Raw genomic sequence first — 18,583 nt, forward strand, 5'->3', positions numbered from 1 at the left:
CGGGCTTCGAGACATGACATGGACGTTCGCCAGTACGCATTCCTCGCGCGCCAGCCTTCTGCTGCCGTAAAAAGCCGCGCCCATTTCCTGGGGCTGCCTAAACGTGGGTTGGCATTGATTTTGGCCAACGCCATGTTCTGGCACCCGTTGCTGGCCCAGGCAGACGGCATTGTGGTGAATGCTCCAGGTACTTCGCTCGGACAAGCGGGCAATGGCGTGCCCATCGTCAACATCGCCACGCCGAACGCCAACGGCCTCTCGCACAACCAATTTCATGACTACAACGTTGGCGCCAACGGGGTCATCCTCAATAACGCCACCGACCGTACCCAGTCCACCCAACTGGGCGGCATCATTGTCGGCAACCCCAACCTCCACGGCACCGCGGCCAATATCATTCTCAACGAAGTCAACGGCGGCAGCCCCAGCCAACTGCGCGGCTACACCGAAGTGGCCGGGCAGTCGGCCCATGTGATCGTTGCCAACCCGTATGGCATCAGCTGTAACGGTTGCGGCTTTATCAACACCCCGCAAGCGACGCTCACCACCGGTAAAGCCGTGATTGAAAACGGCCAGATCAATCGTTACCAAGTGGACCAGGGCAGTGTGGCTATCGAAGGCGCCGGCCTGAATGCCAGCAACGTCGACCAGTTCGAAATCATCACCCGCGCCGCCACCATCAACGCGCAGATCCAAGCGAAAAAACTCACCATCGTCGCCGGTCGTAACGACGTCGACGCTCGCACCCTGAATGCCACGGCGCGGGCAGCGGATGGCAGCCAGGCGCCGGATCTGGCGATTGACTCGTCGGCACTGGGCGGCATGTATGTGGGCGCAGTCAAGCTGGTGGGGACCGAGGCGGGTGTCGGCGTGAAGTTGTCGGGGGACATGGTCGCTGGCGGTGATATTCAGATTGATGCCGGTGGCCATGTGGTCATGGGCCAGACAACGGCGGCCGGCGCCATTGACGTGAAGGCCCGCAGCGTTGAAGCCCAGGGCGTGGTCGCGGCGGGCAGTGTGCTTGAGATGAAGACGCAAGGCGACCTGCTCAATCAAAAAAGCCTGGCTGCGCGTGATCGCGTGGCGCTGCAAAGCGGTGGGGTGTTGACCAACAACGGCGTCATCGAAGCGGGTGTCAACGCTGATCAGACGCGCAATGCTCAGGGCGATATCCACGTCACTGCCGCCCAGTTGAATAACAACGGCAAGACCGTCATCGCCAGTCGTGACCTAGCCGTGAATGTGGATGGCACTGTCGACAACCGCAGCGGCACCCTTAGCGCGCAGAACCAGCTCAAAGTGAGTGCCCAAACGCTAGATAACCAACAGCAAGGCCGCGTGTTGAGCGCCGCACGCCTTGAGCTCAATGCCGGGCAGTTGCTCAATACTGACGCAGGCCTGGTGGTGGGCGACCGAGGGCTCAGTGGCCGCATCGGGCAGTTGGTCAATCGCAAGGGCGAGCTCTCAAGCCTTGCTGACGTCACCTTGCAGGTCGACAGCCTGGACAACGTCGCCGGCCTGATATCTGCGGGCCAGGCGCTGCGCTTGAATGCCAGCGCGGCGGTGAACAATCAAAACGGTCGCCTGGTGGCCGGGCAGATGGTGCGGGTCAACGCGGGGCAACTGGATAATAGCCAGTCAGGCATCCTCACCAGCCAGGGCGAGCTGGGGCTGAATATCGCCGGCACGTTGGATAATCAGCAGCAGGGCCGCATCGAATCGGGGGCCGCTGCACAGGTCAATGCCGGGAACTTCAATAACCAACAACATGGCGTGCTCGCCAGTGGTGGCGCCCTTGAACTGGCGGCCGGCCCGGTCAATAACAGCCAAGGTGGATCAATCTACAGCGCCAAGGCTCTCAATGCCCGTGTCACCAGCCTCGACCAGCATGACCAAGGGCGCATTTACAGCAATAGCGACCTAACCCTGGACCTGAGCAACGGCCACCTCGACAACCACGATGCAGGTTTGATCAATGCCAGTGGCCAGCTGGCGCTGAATAATCTCAATAGCGTCGACAACCGCAGTGGCGAGATTTCCAGTGCCCGTGGGTTTAGCGTCGCGGCGAACAGCCTCGACAACCGCGCTGGCAAGCTGCTCAGTGATCAAGCCTTGGGCTTGCGTATCGCCCAGGCACTGAACAATGGTGCCGGTCAGATTGCAGCCAGCGGCCTGGATATTGACGTTGCCAGTTTGCTCAACGACCAACGCGGTCGAGTTCACAGCCGTGATCGGCTTAACGCCCGGGTGGGTGGTTTGCTCGCCAATCAAAGCGGAAGTTTCAGTGCCGATTCAGGCGCACAGTTGACCGTAGGTCACCTGGACAACAGCAATGGCGGCCAACTCTTCAGCCAAGGCGATTTGAGCCTGAACCTCAATCGGGGTCACCTCAACAACCAAGGCGGCTTGATCAACTCCCCAGGCCAGTTGTTGCTGACTCAACTGAACAGCGTCGATAACCAGGGCGGCGAAATCTCCAGCACCCAAGCCTTCGATCTGAATGCGGATCAACTCAATAACAGCGCCGGCAAGTTGCTCAGCGAGCAAGCCTTGAGCGTGCGCATTGCCCGCGCCCTGGACAATACCAAAGGTGGGTTAACCGCCAAGGCCCTGGAGGTACGTGCGGGCACACTGATTAACCAGGCCGGTCGACTCGCTGCGGTGGAGGGCCTCAACCTGCAAGTCGATGGCGAGCTGGATAACCGCAGCGCGAAGGTGCTAGGCAAGCACCTGGTGCTTGGGGTTGGGACGCTCAATAACGACCAGGGCCTAGTGCAGGGTGATGGAACGCTGGTGCTCCAAGCGGGTGGCGCGATCAGCAACCAGGCAGGCACATTGGCCGCCGGGCAAAGCGTGACCGTCAACAGCGCCAGCCTGGATAACCGTCAGGGCACCCTGACCAGCGATGCGTCGCTGACGGCGCGTATAGCCGCGAATATGCTCAACCAAGCGGGGCTGGTGAGCGCCGGCACTGACTTGCAGGTGAACGTTGCTGACTTGAACAACTCGCTCAACGGTCGTATTGCCGCTGAGCAGGTACAGATCAGTGCACAAGGCATCGATAACCGCGCGGGCGGTAGCCTGTACGCCAAACACCAACTGGGCGTCGATGTTGGCGGTCAGTTGAACAACGCCCAAGGCACGCTGCGCAGCGATGCTCGCCTGACCATCAATGCCGGTGGTTTAACCAACGATGACGCAACGCTATCGAGTGCTGGCGAGCTGAAGATTGCAACGGGCAACCTGAGCAACCAAGGCGGAGACCTGCGCAGTGCCACTCAGTTGGGGATGACCGTTACTGCACTGGACAACAGCCGTAACGGGCATGTCGCAAGCCAAGCCGATGCAAGCCTGGATATGCAAGGTGGTTACCTAAACAATAACGGTGGTTTGATCAACGCGCCGGGGCAATTGCTGCTCAAGCAACTGGGCAGCGTTGATAACCAGGGCGGTGAAATTTCCAGTGTGCGCGCCTTTGAGCTGGCGGCGACTGCCTTGAATACGACGGGCGGCAAGATACTCAGCCAACAAGCCTTGACCCTGCGAATCGCCCAGGCACTGGATAACACCCGTGGCCTGATTTCCGCGGCAGCCTTGCAGGTCAGCAGCGCCAGCCTGGGCAACCAGAGCGGCAAACTGAGTGCCGTTTCCGACCTGAACCTCGGCGTAGAAGGTGTGCTGGACAATCGCAACGGTGAATTGCTGGGTCAGCACTCGACAGTCGAAGTGGCTGCGCTGAACAACAGTCAAGGGCGCATCCAGGGCGATAACCGCTTGACCTTGACCAGCCACGGCGCGGTCAACAATGACAAAGGCACGCTAGCTGCCGGTCAGATGCTGACGGTCAATGCTGCCAGCCTGGACAACCAGTCCAAGGGCCGTCTGACCAGCAAGGGTGACGCGCACCTGGTGGTGGGGAGTGTGGATAACCGCGGCGGCAGCATCACCTCGGTCGGGCAGTTGCAGGTCACGGGCGATCAGTTGGATAACCGTCAGGCCGGGTTGCTCAATTCGGGTAAAGCCATGAACCTGTCCATCGGCAAGCTGGACAACCGAGGGGGTGAAGTTTCCAGCGTTACCGAACTGACGATGATGGGCCGTGAGCTGGACAACAGCAATGCCGGTCGCGTACTGGCCAATAGTACGCTCCAGCTGACGCTCGACAGGCTGAACAACCAGCTCAAGGGCCTGATTTCTGCGCAGCAGGATGCCAACCTCAAGGCAACCAGCCTGGATAACAGCGCCCAAGGCAGTGTCTACGCCAAACGCAACCTGGACGTGACCCTGGCCGGGCAGGCTGACAACAGCCAAGGCGTCATGCGCAGCGACGCCGCCTTGCAACTGCGCAGCGCCAGCTTTGGCAACAACGGCGGGCGTATCAGCAGCGGCGGGGCGTTACTGTTGAGCGCCGCCAATGCCCTTGCCAATCAGAACGGCGAAGTGCTCAGCGCTGATACGGCGACGGTAAATGCAGGCAGTGTCGACAACAGCCAAGGGCGCATTGTGGCTGACGGTGCGCTGCAACTGACCACAGGCGTATTGCTTAACCAGCATCAAGGCCGTGTCACCAGCGCTGACCGCCTCAACCTCGCAGCCACCGACGTAGATAACCGTTTCGAGGGGCGTATCGCCAGTGGGCAGGCGCTCAACGCCAGCCTCACCAGCCTCGACCAGCGTGGAGCCGGTGAGTTTTACAGCAACAGCGAACTGACCCTGGACATGAACCAGGGGCACTTGAATAACGCCGATGGCTTTATCAACGCGCCAGGGCAGTTGTTGCTCAAAAACCTCAAAAGCGTCGACAACCGTAACGGTGAAATTTCCAGCGCCAAGGCCTTTGCCTTGCGTGCCGACACCCTGGACAACAGCGGCGGCAACTTACTCAGCGACCAAGGCTTGACCCTCAAAATCGAACAGGCGTTGCTTAACGTCAAAGGGCTGATTTCAGCCGCCGGTGTCGAGCTGGGTGCCTCGCGCCTGGACAACCGTGAAGGCAAGGTCAGCAGCGCTCTGGATGCGCGCCTGGTGGTCAATGAGGACCTGCTTAACGACCAGGGCGAAATCGTCAGCGCAGGCCACACGCAGCTGAAGGCGGCCAGTTTGGATAACACTGCCGGGCAGGTGCTCGGTGATGTCAGCCTGGATGTGAAGGTCAAGGGCGCGCTGAATAATCAGGCCGGCACGCTCGGGGCCGGCACCTCGTTGAACGTGCAGGCCGCCAGTCTGGATAACCGCCAGGCCGGGAAACTGGGCAGCGACGGCCAACTCAAGGCCACGATTGATGGGTTACTGGACAATCAGGCCAAAGGGCAAGTGTTGGCCAAAGGCGCGATGGAACTGCGTGCCGGTCGTCTGGATAACCGCGAAGGGCGGCTGACCGGGCAGGACCTGTTGACGCTGCACAGCGCCAACGTCGACAACCGTGGTGGTGTGATCCTTGCCCAGAAGGACCTTCAGCTCAATGTGGGTGAGTTGGACAATCAGCAAGGTTCGCTCAGCAGCAAAGCGGCCCTGAGCTTCTCCGGACAACAATTGCGTAATCAGAAGGGGCTGGTGAGTGCAGCAGGGCCCCTGCGACTGACTGCCGATAATGTGCAAAACGCGGCTGGCCGAATCGCCAGCCAGGCGGATCTACAGGCAACTATCGGTGTACTGGCCCAACAGGGCGGTGAACTGGTTGCCCAGGACGAGCTGAGCTTGAGCGGGGCCTCCCTGGACAATCGCGATGGCGGCCTGGTAGGCGCCACAAAAGCGCTGAAACTGACGGTCGACGCCATTGATAACCGTGCGGGCGAGATTTCCAGCCAGAGCAGCATCGACTTCAAGGCGCAGCACCTGGATAACAGCGCGGGCAAACTGATCGCCGGTACCGCATTGCAACTGGCCGTGGCCCATGTGATCAACCAGGCCCAAGGGATGATTTTCGCCCGGGACAACCGCTTCAACGGCGCGCGCCTGGATAACGGCCAAGGCACTTTCGCGGGCCAGCAATCGCTGAGCATGTCGCTGGTCGCCATTCCCGGCACTGAACTGGATGGTCGGCTGGATAACCAGCTGGGCAAAATCAGCAGCGAAGGTACCCTGCAGGTGAGCAGCGCGACGCTCAACAACGACGCGGGTGCCGTCTCTTCGGCGGGTGCGCTCACACTTGCTGCCAGCGGTGCTATCACCAACCAGGGCGGCGTCATGGAGACCGATGCCGCCCTGACGCTCACCAGCGCGAGCCTGGACAACGGCCCCAAAGGCCTGCTCAACAGCCGTGGCGCGCTGACCCTGGCCACCGGCACGCTGAACAACAATGGCCGTATCACCAGCGCTGATCGCCTGGACCTGGCAGCCACCCAGGTGGCCAACAGCGGACGTATCGCCAGCAGGAAAAATCTTACCGCCGCGATCAACGGCCTGAATCAACAGGGCGGTGAACTGTTCAGCAACACCCAGCTCGACCTGGACCTGAACCACGGCCGACTGAGCAACGTGGGTGGCCTGATCAATAGTCCGCTGCTGATGTTGAAAAACCTGGCTGATATCAATAACCAGCGCGGCGAAATTTCCAGCCAGCAAGCCTTCGTGCTGGCGGCTCGCAACCTGGATAACGGCGGTGGCAAGCTGATCAGTAACCAGGGCCTGATCCTGCAGATTCAAGACGCTTTGGGCAACGCCAAAGGTGCGATCAGCGCAGCCGCCCTCAACGCCAACAGTGCTCGCTTGGACAACACTGATGGTTTGCTCAACAGTCGTGGCGTCATGGACGTCTCTGCCACCCAGGCGCTGGATAACCAGCGCGGAACGCTGATTGCCGACGGCGCCATGCGGCTGTCTTCCGCTCGACTCGACAACCGTGACGGTGATGTATCGGGCAAAGCCTTGGTGACGGTTGATATCGATCAGGTCGATAACCGCGGCGGTCAACTCATCAGCACCACAGCCGTGGATGTGCGTGGTGCGGTCCTGGACAACCGCAAAGGCCTGGTTGGCGCCGATAAGGCGGTGAAACTGCTGGTCGATCGGGTCGACAACCGTGGTGGCGAACTATCGACCAACGCCGACCTGACCGTTACAGGGCACACCTTGGATAACAGCGATGCGGGTCGTGTGCTGGCCGGGCAATCCTTGAACCTTACGCTCACCCAGCTGCTTAATCGCAACCAAGGCCAGCTCAACACTCAGCGGCTGATGCTGAGCGCTCAGGACCTGGACAACAGCAACGGCAAACTGCTCGCCCAGCAGCTTCTGCAACTTGAGCTGAAAGGGGAGCTGAATAACACTCAAGGCGTGCTCAACAGTGAAGGGCGCCTGCGCGTCGATGCGGCGAGCGTAGTCAACCGTCAGGGGCGGATTTCCAGCGCCGACGCGTTGGTGCTGGGTTCGCAGGGGGCTCTGGACAACGAGGGCGGTGAGCTCGTGACTGACAGCACGCTGCAACTGCGCAGCGCTAGCCTGGGGAACCAGAAGGGCGTGCTCAGTGGCAAAGGGGCGGTCAGTGTAACCACTGGCGCGCTGGATAACACTGGGGGCCGTCTCACCAGTGGCGACACCTTGGAGCTGAAGGCTGGGCTACTGAACAACAGCGCCGGCAACATCGGCAGTGCCCAGGCCCTGACGGCCAGCGTCGATGGGCTTGATCAACAAGGTGGCAAGCTGTTCAGCAACGCGGGCCTGACCCTGGACCTGAACAATGGCCAGCTCAACAACCAGCAGGGCCTCATCAACGCGACCGGGCCGCTGGTGCTCAACCATCTCAATGGTGTGAACAACCAGGCCGGTGAAATCTCCAGTGGCCAGGCCTTCAATATCGTGGCGCGCAACCTGAATAACCGCGGTGGTCGCCTGCTCAGCAACCAGGGCCTGACACTGCGTATCGACCAGGTACTCACTAACATCAAGGGTTTGGTTGCAGGTGCAAGCCTGAGTGCGCAAGTGGCCGTGGTCGATAACAGCGGCGGTACGCTCACCAGCCGTGGTGGCCTTGAATTGACCAGCACTGGGCTGCTGAACAACGGGCAACATGGTTTGATCAACGCCGCGCAGGCATTGACAGTCAACGCGGGCAACTTCAATAACCAGGGCGGCAGCCTGCTGGGTACCAGCGCGCTGACGCTCAATGCGTTGGCCGTGGACAACAGCGCCAAAGGCCTGATCAACAGCCAGGGCAGCCTGGAACTCAATGCCCTGAGTTTAGACGCCAGTGACGCCGGCGAGGTATCGGCCAAGGGTGATATGGACCTCACGCTCACGTCCATGGCCTTGCGTGGCGGCAGGTTGATAGGTGAGCAGCGCCTGAGCGTCGACTTGGCAAACGGTGATCTGGATAACCGCAAGGGCCTGATCTTTGCCAAAGGCCCGTTGACCTTAAAACGCCTACGCGACCTGCAAAACCAGGGCGGCGAACTGTCCAGCCAAAATGCACTTAGCTTGACGGGGCGCAGCCTGGACAACAGCGCCGGCACGCTTATCAGCCAACAGTTACTCACGCTCAATGCAGGCGACGTGGTTAACCGCGGCGGCCTGATATCGGGTTGGCAGGGCCTCAACCTGATCGGCACTCACTTGAATAACCGTGACAAAGGCACGCTGTCCAGTCGCAACGGCGACCTTGACGTGCGCCTCAGTGGCAGCTTGCTCAACAGTGGCGAAGGGGCGTTGGCCAGCCAAGGGCAGTTGAGTGTCAGCGCCGCGAGCCTGGATAACAGCAACAAAGGTGTTATCTCCAGCGGCGCGCAGCAGACCTTGAACGTGATTGGCGCATTGAACAACACCCAAGGTGGGTTGATCGACAGCGGCTCGACGCTGGATCTGAGCGCGGCCGACCTCGACAACAGTGCCGGTAATATCACGGCCCTGCGCAACCTGAACTTCCTGGGTGGCAACTTGCTCAACACCGGTGGCTCGCTGATGGGTAACGACCATCTGGTGCTCAACCTGCAAGGCAACCTTGGCAACGTCAACGGCAAGATCGCAGGCACTGGGTCGTTGGTACTCCAGCGCGCCATCGAGGTGGATAACCGAGGCGGCCAACTGGCCAGCCAGGGACGCCTGTCATTGGCCATGGGCGGCCTGAACAACAGCCAAGGCGGCACCGTCGCGGCCAAAGGTCCGCTGGCCATCGATGCCAGCGCCATCGTTCAAAACAACGCTGACGGTTTGATCTACAGCCAGGACGGCGACCTGCGCATCAACGCCTTTGGCCTGACGAACGCGCAGGGCAAGTTGCAGGGGCAGAACGGCCTGCGTGTCGAGGTCAATGGCGATCTCGACAACCAAGGCGGCAATATCATCAGCCAGACCGGTGACGTGCACCTCAAGGCCGGGAACCTCGACAACCGTAGCGGTGTGCTCGCCAGTCTCAAGGGCGCCATTGAAGCCGGTGTGGTGGGAGTGCTTCGCAATGGCCATGACCTCAATGGCAGCCCCAAGGGCGGCTTGATTCAAGGCCAGCGCCTTCTACTCAATGCCGGTCAATTCGATAATCAGGGCGGCTATCTCGGCGCGCAAACCAGCGATGCATGGCTGACGGTTGCCACCCTCAATAACCAGCAGGGCGCGTTGTATGCCAAGGGCCTGATGCGCATCAATGGCAGCGCCCTGGAAAACAGCGCCGGCCAGATTGCCGGTGACCAGATCGCGCTTGGCCTCGATGGCCAACTGACCAACCACAACGGCCTGATCGAAAGCACCAACAACCTGACCGTGGCCGCCAACGCCATCGATAACCAGGGCGGCAAGTTGCGCGCCCTGGGACGCGCCGGCAAGACAGAGTTCCAGATCGGCAGCGTGTTCGACAACCGTAACGGCGCCGTGGAAACCGCCAACCAGGACCTGACCCTGGCGGCCGCCAGCTTCCAGAACAACGGCGGCCAATTGCTGCATGTGGGTGAGGGCACATTCGACATCTCGTTGCCCAACGTAACCGGCGCGGGCGGCACTGTTGTAACTCGTGGTGGCCTGACTCTGAACGCGGATACCTGGACCAACACCAGTGTCATTCAGGCAGGGCGATTGAACGTCAACGTCAATCACTTTACCCAGACGGAAACCGGGCAATTGCTGGCTTCGACGCACCTGGAAGGTAAGGGTGGCAGTTGGGTGAATAACGGATTGATTGCCAGTGATGGCAGTTTAAATATCGACCTCGCGGGCGCTTATAGCGGTAATGGACGAGTCACCAGTCAGCGGGGGCTCAACCTGCATGCGAGTCAGTTGGATCTGAGCAATAGCGCCAAAATTACTGGCGGTGGCGATACCCACGTCAACGTTGATAGTCAATTGAACAACTATGGACGGCTGACCTCTGCGACCAACCTCGAACTCTCGGCAGGTACGCTGAACAACTACGGGACATTGGGTGGCGCACAAAATGTGACAGTCACCGGTGCCGCCTTGTTGAACGATCATGGTTTGTTGTTCAGCGGCAACGACATGACCTTGCATAGCAACGCAATCACGAACCAGTACGGTGATATCTACAGCCTAGGGCGCCTGGATGTAAGCGGTCTTGATGGTACGAGTAAGGCGGTCAGCCTGGAGAACATATCGGGGAGCATTGAGTCCAGCCGAGACATGTCCCTCAAGGTTGCCAGCCTGACTAACCGTCGGGATGAATTTTCGACCAAAGAAACACCCGGTAGTGGCGGGTCGCTTACAAATATCTGCTGGGACTGTAGCGGGGGCAGTTTTGTCGTCGATTTTATTGGTACCGAGAACTATCAAAGTGAGCTGCTGAAAACATCGGCTGCTTCGACTATCCAGGCGGGCGGCCGTATGGATGTCGCCGCAAATAATGTGCTCAATGAATACAGTGTCATCGCTTCCGGCGCGGACATGAATATCAACGCTGATACGCTGACTAACAAAGGAGCAGCGTCTGGCTCCGGAACGCGTACCCGGACTTGGCGGATGGAATCATCCAATGGTACTTACTGGCGTTTCAAACGTAACATCATGGACCCCTACAACGCTCAGCCCGGACCCAAAAACCTGCCGGTCAGTGCGTTGTCAGCCTTCAGGCTGATTGGCGATACCTTGGTATCGACCGCTGGCGCGTCATTGGCACCCGCGATCATCCAGGCAGCCGGTACCGTGAACATCACGGCCACCAAATCCTTAATCAACAGCATCGAGACATCCTTTACCGCCTTGGCCGGGCGCGCTGCGCGCAATGAGGACACGGGTGTTGCCAGCGCCCCGACAACGGTGGTCGTGCAACTCGCGCCACAGCTGCCACCGGACTTGGCCCAACAACAAGTCAACCCCTTGACGCTACGCGGGTTCACCTTGCCCACGGGCACTCACGGACTGTTCCGCCTCAGTAGCCGGGCGGGGGAGGATACCCAGGCCACCCAAGCCACCAGTGGCCCACAAAGCTGGACCATGGGCGGTGCGACCCTCGGCCTGGCTCAACGCCAGGATGCACAGACGGCGCTTGAAACGCGCACCTTCGATTTCAAAAGCGTCACTCAACAGGGCGCAGCTACTCGTCAGGTGGACTTCACTGCACGTCAGGTCAGTGGTGTCACCGCCACCACCAGAACACTTAACGTTGCCGGGGCCGGCGATGTGGCCAACGGCAGTGGCTGGACGCCCAGCCAGATCACCCCAGGTGAAATCGCCCGGGGCGACGGTATCAACGCCCAAGATCCGTCCAGCGGTTCAACGCCGCCAGTGGCGAAGGTCACAGGGCCTGCGGATCAGCCAGACCTGGCGCTGACCCAAAGGGACACCCACGTTCAGGTCGCCACTCCGGGCGAGCCCGCTCGGCCGACGTTGAACATCCCTGGCGTGACGCCGGTTATGCCAGGCGTGCAGCCGGTGGTGAACACACCCGTCGCACAAGGTGCGGGCAGCAGCCCAACCCAGGTCGCGGAGGTGATTGCCCAGCCGGTCAATGCGCTGGCGCAAACCACTCCGGTCGCCAGCCAGACCATCAACCGCGTGCAAGGCTTCACGCCTACCGCGCCAAAGTCGCAACCACATAAATACCTGATCGAAACCAACCCGGTGCTCACGGACCTCAAGCAGTTCATGAGCTCCGACTACTTGCTCGCAGGGCTGGGTTACAACCCGGACGAAAGTGCCAAGCGCCTGGGCGACGGGCTCTATGAGCAACGCTTGATCCAGCAGGCCGTGCAAGCGCGCACAGGGCAGCGTTTTATCGACGGCCAGAACACCGACGAAAAGCTGTTCAAGTACCTGATGGACAATGCGATCCAGAGCAAGCAGCAACTGAACCTGGCAGTGGGCGTTACCTTGACCTCGCAACAGGTCGCGGCGCTGACCCATGACATCGTCTGGCTCGAACAGCACGAAGTGAACGGTGAAAAGGTGCTGGTGCCGGTGCTGTACATGGCCCAGGCCGACAATCGTCTTGCACCCAATGGCGCATTGATCGCAGGCAACGACCTTAACCTGATCGCCGGCGAAAACCTGGAGAACGCCGGGACCCTGCGTGCCACCAACAACCTGTCCGCCAAAGCGGGCAATGACCTGATCAACAGCGGCTTGATCGAAGCCGGCAACCGCCTCGACCTGCTGGCGGGTAACAACATCGTCAACAAGTCCGGCGGCATCATCGCCGGACGCGATGTCACGCTGACGGCGATCAAGGGTGATGTGATCAACGACCGTGCAGTAACCCGTACCGGCAACGGTACCGCTGAGCGCCGCGACTATCTCGACAGTGCGTCACGCATCGAGGCAGCTAATGACCTGACGATGAATGCAGGCCGTGACATCGCCAATACCGGTGGCGTGCTGCAAAGCGGGCGTGACACCACATTGGTCGCTGGCCGCGATGTGCACATCGATGCCGTTGAGCAACGCAATGGTTTGGACCTGGGCAACCGCCTGCGTACCGAAACCGTGACGCAAAACGGCGCCAGTGTGGAGGCCGGCCGCGACCTCAAGGTATCGGCAGGGCGAGACTTCAGCGCCATTGCCAGCCGTATCGACGCCAAGCGCGACTTGAGCATCACGACGACTGAGAACCTGAGTATTTCGTCGGCTGCCGACGAACAGCATTCCTCCAGCAAGTCCAAGAAGGTCACCCAGTCCAAGGACCACATCAGTCAGGTTTCCAGCGTGCTGACGGCCGGCGGCGACGTGTCGCTCAATGCCGGTAAAGACCTGGAATTCACCGCCAGCCGAATCGCCGGCGGCGGCAACGTGGCCCTCGATGCACAGCGCGATGTGAGCATCCTGTCGGCACTGGACGAAGACGCCTCGTTCTACTCGAAAAAGAGCAAGGGCTCGTTCGGACGCAGCAAAAGCCAACAGCGGGAAAGTTATGACAGCACCAACGTGGCCTCGGTCGTCGAAGCCGGCAAAGACCTGACCATCAATGCCACCAAGAAGACTGGTGGCGGGATGAGCATCGACGCCGGGCGTGACGTCACCGTGATCGGCAGCCAGTTGAAGGCGGGTGGCGACATGTTGCTGGGTGCCACCGGTGACATCGCGGTGCTGTCGGGTGTCGAGGAGCATGGCTCTTACAGCAAGAAGACCAAGTCTGGATTCCTGGGGCTGTCCAAAAGCGGCAAGAGCCAGTTGAAGACCACTGCCAGCCAAGTGGGCAGTGAGTTGGAGGCGGGCAATGATGTTGTGGTGGCGGCGGGTAATGATGTACGGGTGCGGGCCAGTGAGATAAGTGCAGAAAATGATGTCGAGTTGAGGTCTGGACTGGTCAAGGAAACGGGCGATATCAACCTCGTCTCTGCTAACGACACCGCCTATAGCCGTAGTGAAAAATACGAGAAGAAAACCGGCACGATCTCCGGTGGGTTTATTGCGATCTCCTCGGCCAAAAAAGCTGGTCAGGAAGCCCAAAGCAGCACCAGCGTGGGGAGCCAGGTGTCCGCGGATCGTGATGCGAACTTGCACGCCGAGCGAGATATTAACTTGGTGGGCAGTGGGGTCAGCGCCGGGCGTGATGTCAGTCTCAATGCGGGGCGCGATGTCAATGTACTTGCGGCCCAAAGCAGTACCAGTGAGCGCGATTGGCAAAAAAGCAAACAGACCGGTATTGGCGTATCGAGTGACGCCAATGGTGTGACCTTGTTTGTGGGCGCTGATAAAAGTGCAGAGAAAAATAGACTTGAGCAGCAAACAGCAGCCGCCAGCCAGATCAATGCAGGGCAAGATTTGGCGATCAATGCCAAGCGCGATATCAACCAGCGTGGGTCGGATATATCGGCTGCCAATGATGCTGAGCTGACGGCCGGGCGGGATATCAACATCGATGCGGCGCGTGAGCGTTTGCTGATGGAGCAGCAGCGGGAGACGGAGCGTAACGGGTTGAGTGTGGCTATCAACCACAACTATGGCAACACCAAGGATGCGGTGAGCGGGGCCGGGAAGGGAGAGGACAACATCAGCAAGGGCTCCAGTACGCTGAAAGGTGTTGATGCAGTCGGCCAATTCCTTGCTGGTCCTACTGGGGACGTAAAATTCGGCAATAGCAAGCACAGCACCAGCACGCAGCTGATTGAAGAGACCAATCGCTCATCGACCCTGAAGGCCGGTAAAGATCTCAACTTGGTCGCCGGGAATGATGTGGCCATCAGCGGCGGCCAGTTGAATGCCAGCCGTGATATCAACATCAAAGGTCGGGATGTTTCGCTTGATGTAGCGAAGGGCAGCATTAACCAAAATGACAGTGAGAGTCAGAGCTGGGGTGGCATCCATGGCGGTACCAGTGGTGGCATAAAGTTAGGCGTAGGTGGGAGCCATGGCGTTGCTAGTGAGAAGGGTAGTAACGGTACTTCTACCGTCACGACAGCTCAGGCCGGGCGCGATATTAACCTGAACGCGAGCAATGACCTGAGCCTGGTAGGTACGCAAGCCAAGGCTGGTCGCGACATCGATCTCAAGGCAGGAAACGACTTGAGCATCCGTGCTGCGCAGAACGACAGTTCAAGCGACAGTAATAGAAACAGTGGTGGTGGCGAAGTCGGGTTTACCTTTGGTAATGAGGGGGTCGGCGTTTATGCCAGCGTCAGCATGGGCAAAGGGAACCTGGACCGGGAAGGGCAGCGTCAACAGGATGCCTATCTCTATGCTGCAGATCGTTTGGGCTTCGAGAGCGGCCGCGATACCCAGGTCGCAGGTGCCGACTTACGGGGAGATAAAGTCATTGGCCGGGTCGGCGGTGACCTGAATGTTTCTTCTGTCCCAGACACCGGCAAAGTCAAAGGCAAAGAATTTGATGTAAGTGTCACCGTCACCATCGGGCCGGGCGCCGGTGTCAGCGGTTCGGTTGGTTACGGTCAGACCTCTGGAAAAACCAATTGGGTCGAAGACCAGACGCGGATCACCGCCAGCGACAAGCTGGATATCCGTACGGAGAAGCACACACAACTCGATGGCGCTTTAATCGCTTCGGACAATGGCAACTTGAAACTGGACACCGGCACGCTGGGGTTCAGAGACATCTCTGGAGAAGATAAAGAGCAAGGGTATTACTTGAACGTCGGTGGCACCTATAAAAACGGTGAAAGCACTACCCAGGATCCGAGCCAGGTCGGTAAAGGCAAGACGGGGCAGACGGGGTGGAGTGTTACTGGCTGGAAGTACGATAAGGACCGCGAGCAATCAGTCCGCGCGACAGTGGGCGCGGGTGAGATCGTTGTGCGGGATGTGGGCGATGCTACATCTGCAGTGACGGGGCTCAATCGCGATGTTGATAAGGCTTACGAAGTTACCAAGGACCAGGAAAAACGTACGGATCTGTATGTAACTGACTCTTCGTTGAAAGCGGTGACATCCCCAAAGGCAACATTAGAACAATGGAAAACCGACGCCGCCAAGTTAGGTGACAGAACCGAAGAGACGATTTTCCAGATGGTGGACCTGCTCGGCGCTGGTTCGGAGATTGCGCAAGGCACAAACCCTGATTGGGTTGGCCGCATGATGGAAGGCAAGGCTGCTTTTAGGCAGCTAGGTAGTCGCCACGTAGACGAACGGTCCGCTATCGTCAACCGAGTGCTTGGCAATATCACAAATAACGACCACTCTCCTGAAACTCAAGCACTGGCAGATAAGATCACTCAGATAGCAGGAGACGACCCGCAAAAAGCTCAGCAAGTGTTGACGTTGCTAACGAGCTTGAATAAAAGCGGTCATGGAGAAAATAACTTCTTACCGGCGATACCTCTCGCTATGGCGGGCATCACAGCCATAGGAGGCGCGTTAGTTGCAGCTAACCCAACCACTCAGGAAAACTTGCGTATTGCGGCAAACTCCATGGTTGAGGCAGCAGCCAAAACTGGAGAGAATGCTGCGCAAAGCATGAAAAGCAGCATACTGATCTGGGATGTGATTGTCGGTACGGCATTCCCGATCCACCTGCTTGATCCTAGCAATCGCAGTCTGGTCAATCCGATCCTGACTGACATCGCCGTGCATCCGAGCAGTGGCGGATTTGGTGATGGCAGTGTGGTTGCTCCGACGGTTCATACCGGTGGGACGCCGCTGGACGGGCGACAGGATGATGGCAAGTATGTGACGCCGGAGCATCGACTTGATCCGGGAAACATGTACAGTGAGGAGAACGGTGCAAAAGGTAATAGCGTTGCTGAGTCATTAACTAGCGTTACCCAGAAGCAGCTCGATAAAAAATTCAAGCATGCTTCTGATTTTGGTGTGGTGACTACAAAGAAAAATCCTGAAACTCTTGCTCAGTATGAGTCTGCAATCAAAACTCACATGGGGTCCCCTTCTACGACTCAGCAAGGCACATACGGATTTGTAAAAGACTCCAAAGTGTTCTTTAATTCGACTACCAACAACGCTGTTGTGCTCGATGCGTCAGGAAATTTTGTGACGGGCTTTAAGCTCTCACCGGGAACTCAGCAGTTTGAAAACTTTATTAAAAATGGAGTTCTGCGATGAGTCTTACTATCTTGGAATTTGCAAGATCGTATGTAGCGGGAAGGCTGAAAGCCGAAATTTTTTCTGAAGCGTATATTGAGCTTTGGAAAATTGAGCGGGATAGCAATGTCCTTCAGCTTGATGAGCCTTCGTTGAGCGAGTGCTTGTCCAGTATCTTTTGTGCTGCGGATATGTACGAACCAAAAGAATCAAGGGAAGAGTATGAATTTGACGATGAAAGACTTAGAGTTGAAGTCGCAAGCTTGCTGCAAAAAATAGTCGCTGATTAGTTGGTGCAAAAGCAACCACGAGCTGGCAGGGTTCAGGCCCTGCACCTGGAGTATTAGGCTTGGAGCCGGGTTCGGTATCATCTAAGGCTATACAGAATTATTTTCCTAGCACAAAAAACGGTTCCATTGAGTTTGTTTTTGATCCTAAAACGAATACTTTTGCTGTCGGTAAACCAACCAATAACCTTGGAGTCTCTCCTCATCAACAGTTGGCAGAGACAATAAAGTCCGATGGGTCGACTCTCGTTGGTGGTATGTTTCGGCGAGGGCCCAACGGGGAGGTAATCACTAATGAATTTAGTGGGCACTACTGGAAGAACTGGACGCCTGAGGTCAGAGCTAAATTTGAGCAGACTCTTAAGCAGTACGATCTCAATGTCAAACATCATCCTGGAATGTAATTTATGACTGATTCTGAAAAAACTATCTTGGGTAGCGATTTCATAATTTACAGAGATGAGTCTGGTTGCTGGAAACTTGTAAGTAATGAGATTGTACTTCCTCTAGTTAGTTCGTCAGACTTTAGGCGGATTATCTCATTGCTTGAGATGCCTATTGAAAGTGTTAGGCAAGCGTTAGGTCTCGACTTTCCCTGCATGAGTGTGGCAGAGATAGGGCTGAAGCACGACTCTGACTATTGGATAAAACTCGCCATTTCTTGGATCGCGCACAGTTCGGTCCAAGAGGCCTCTTCCTTTGTGGATGATCTGAAAAGATTGTCAACAGATAAGGCTGTCTCACAAAGTAATCGGCACTTGGCAAAAAAGGAGTTAAAGCGCCTTCTTAATAGTTAATTTGTGCAAAGGCGACAGGCGAACTGCCAATAACTTTGAAAAAAAGGGGGCAGATTTATTTATAGGTTTGACGAGTCCTTTCAGATATAAGGAATGAGTCTCTGGAAAATAAATCTGTCCCCTTTTTTTCCTAACGTCTCAGGCGCTCCAACATCGACAATCAAAATAAATGTTCGGGATGGTGTGATTCAGACTGCATTCCCGTACTAGTTAGGAGTGGTTATGAGCAGTGGCGGCACAATAATAGAACGATTTGTCGCCCAAGAGTTGGACGACAGCGTTCGCTCTATTTTGAAAGATGCCTTTGATGAGCGGATTTGCTCAAAGAGCGTTCTGTTCAGGGAGTTAGAGTTTAATTGCTTTGACGTTTCTTTGGACTTTGAAAAAGGCATCGTCACATTGCAAGATGTTCTTTCCGCTGGAGAGAGTAGCTTTCTTGATATACCGATACGTGATTTTATCTCTGCTTGTGGTTTGAATGTCTTTTGTTAATTGTAGGGGCCTAGATGTGATCTGACGCCGGCTTAGCGCCGGTGTTTTTGCACCCAATCTGCACCCTTTTTGCCGCCTTCTTGCATCCTTTCTGCAGTCAAGTTGCATCCCTTTTGCACCCACCCTGACGACCTACGGTCTAGC

At 57.6% G+C, this 18,583-nt stretch carries 3 protein-coding genes and 1 pseudogene; all 4 read left to right on the plus strand.

Translation table 11 applies throughout. The annotated features are described in order from the left end of the window. The first annotated feature begins 18 nt into the window (after positions 1–18). The gene (locus tag RHM69_RS04120; protein WP_200599614.1) at positions 19–16,884 is read left to right on the plus strand and encodes a hemagglutinin repeat-containing protein; all 16,866 of its coding nucleotides are present in this window, start codon (positions 19–21) and stop codon (positions 16,882–16,884) included. Beyond that, on the plus strand, positions 16,881–17,153 hold the full coding sequence (locus RHM69_RS04125) for a colicin immunity domain-containing protein (protein ID WP_032902389.1): 273 nt from the start codon (positions 16,881–16,883) through the stop codon (positions 17,151–17,153). Before RHM69_RS04120 ends, RHM69_RS04125 begins: the two co-directional genes overlap by 4 nt. 26 nt (positions 17,154–17,179) lie before the next feature. Next, positions 17,180–17,554, plus strand: a pseudogene (locus RHM69_RS31025) (polymorphic toxin type 43 domain-containing protein); the annotation flags it as partial. Positions 17,555–18,169: 615 nt separating this feature from the next. After that, on the plus strand, positions 18,170–18,439 hold the full coding sequence (locus tag RHM69_RS04130) for a hypothetical protein (protein ID WP_200645930.1): 270 nt from the start codon (positions 18,170–18,172) through the stop codon (positions 18,437–18,439). Positions 18,440–18,583: the final 144 nt, after the last annotated feature.

The organism is Pseudomonas sp. CCI1.1 (assembly GCF_034348165.1).
GTDB classification, from domain to species: domain Bacteria; phylum Pseudomonadota; class Gammaproteobacteria; order Pseudomonadales; family Pseudomonadaceae; genus Aquipseudomonas; species Aquipseudomonas paracarnis.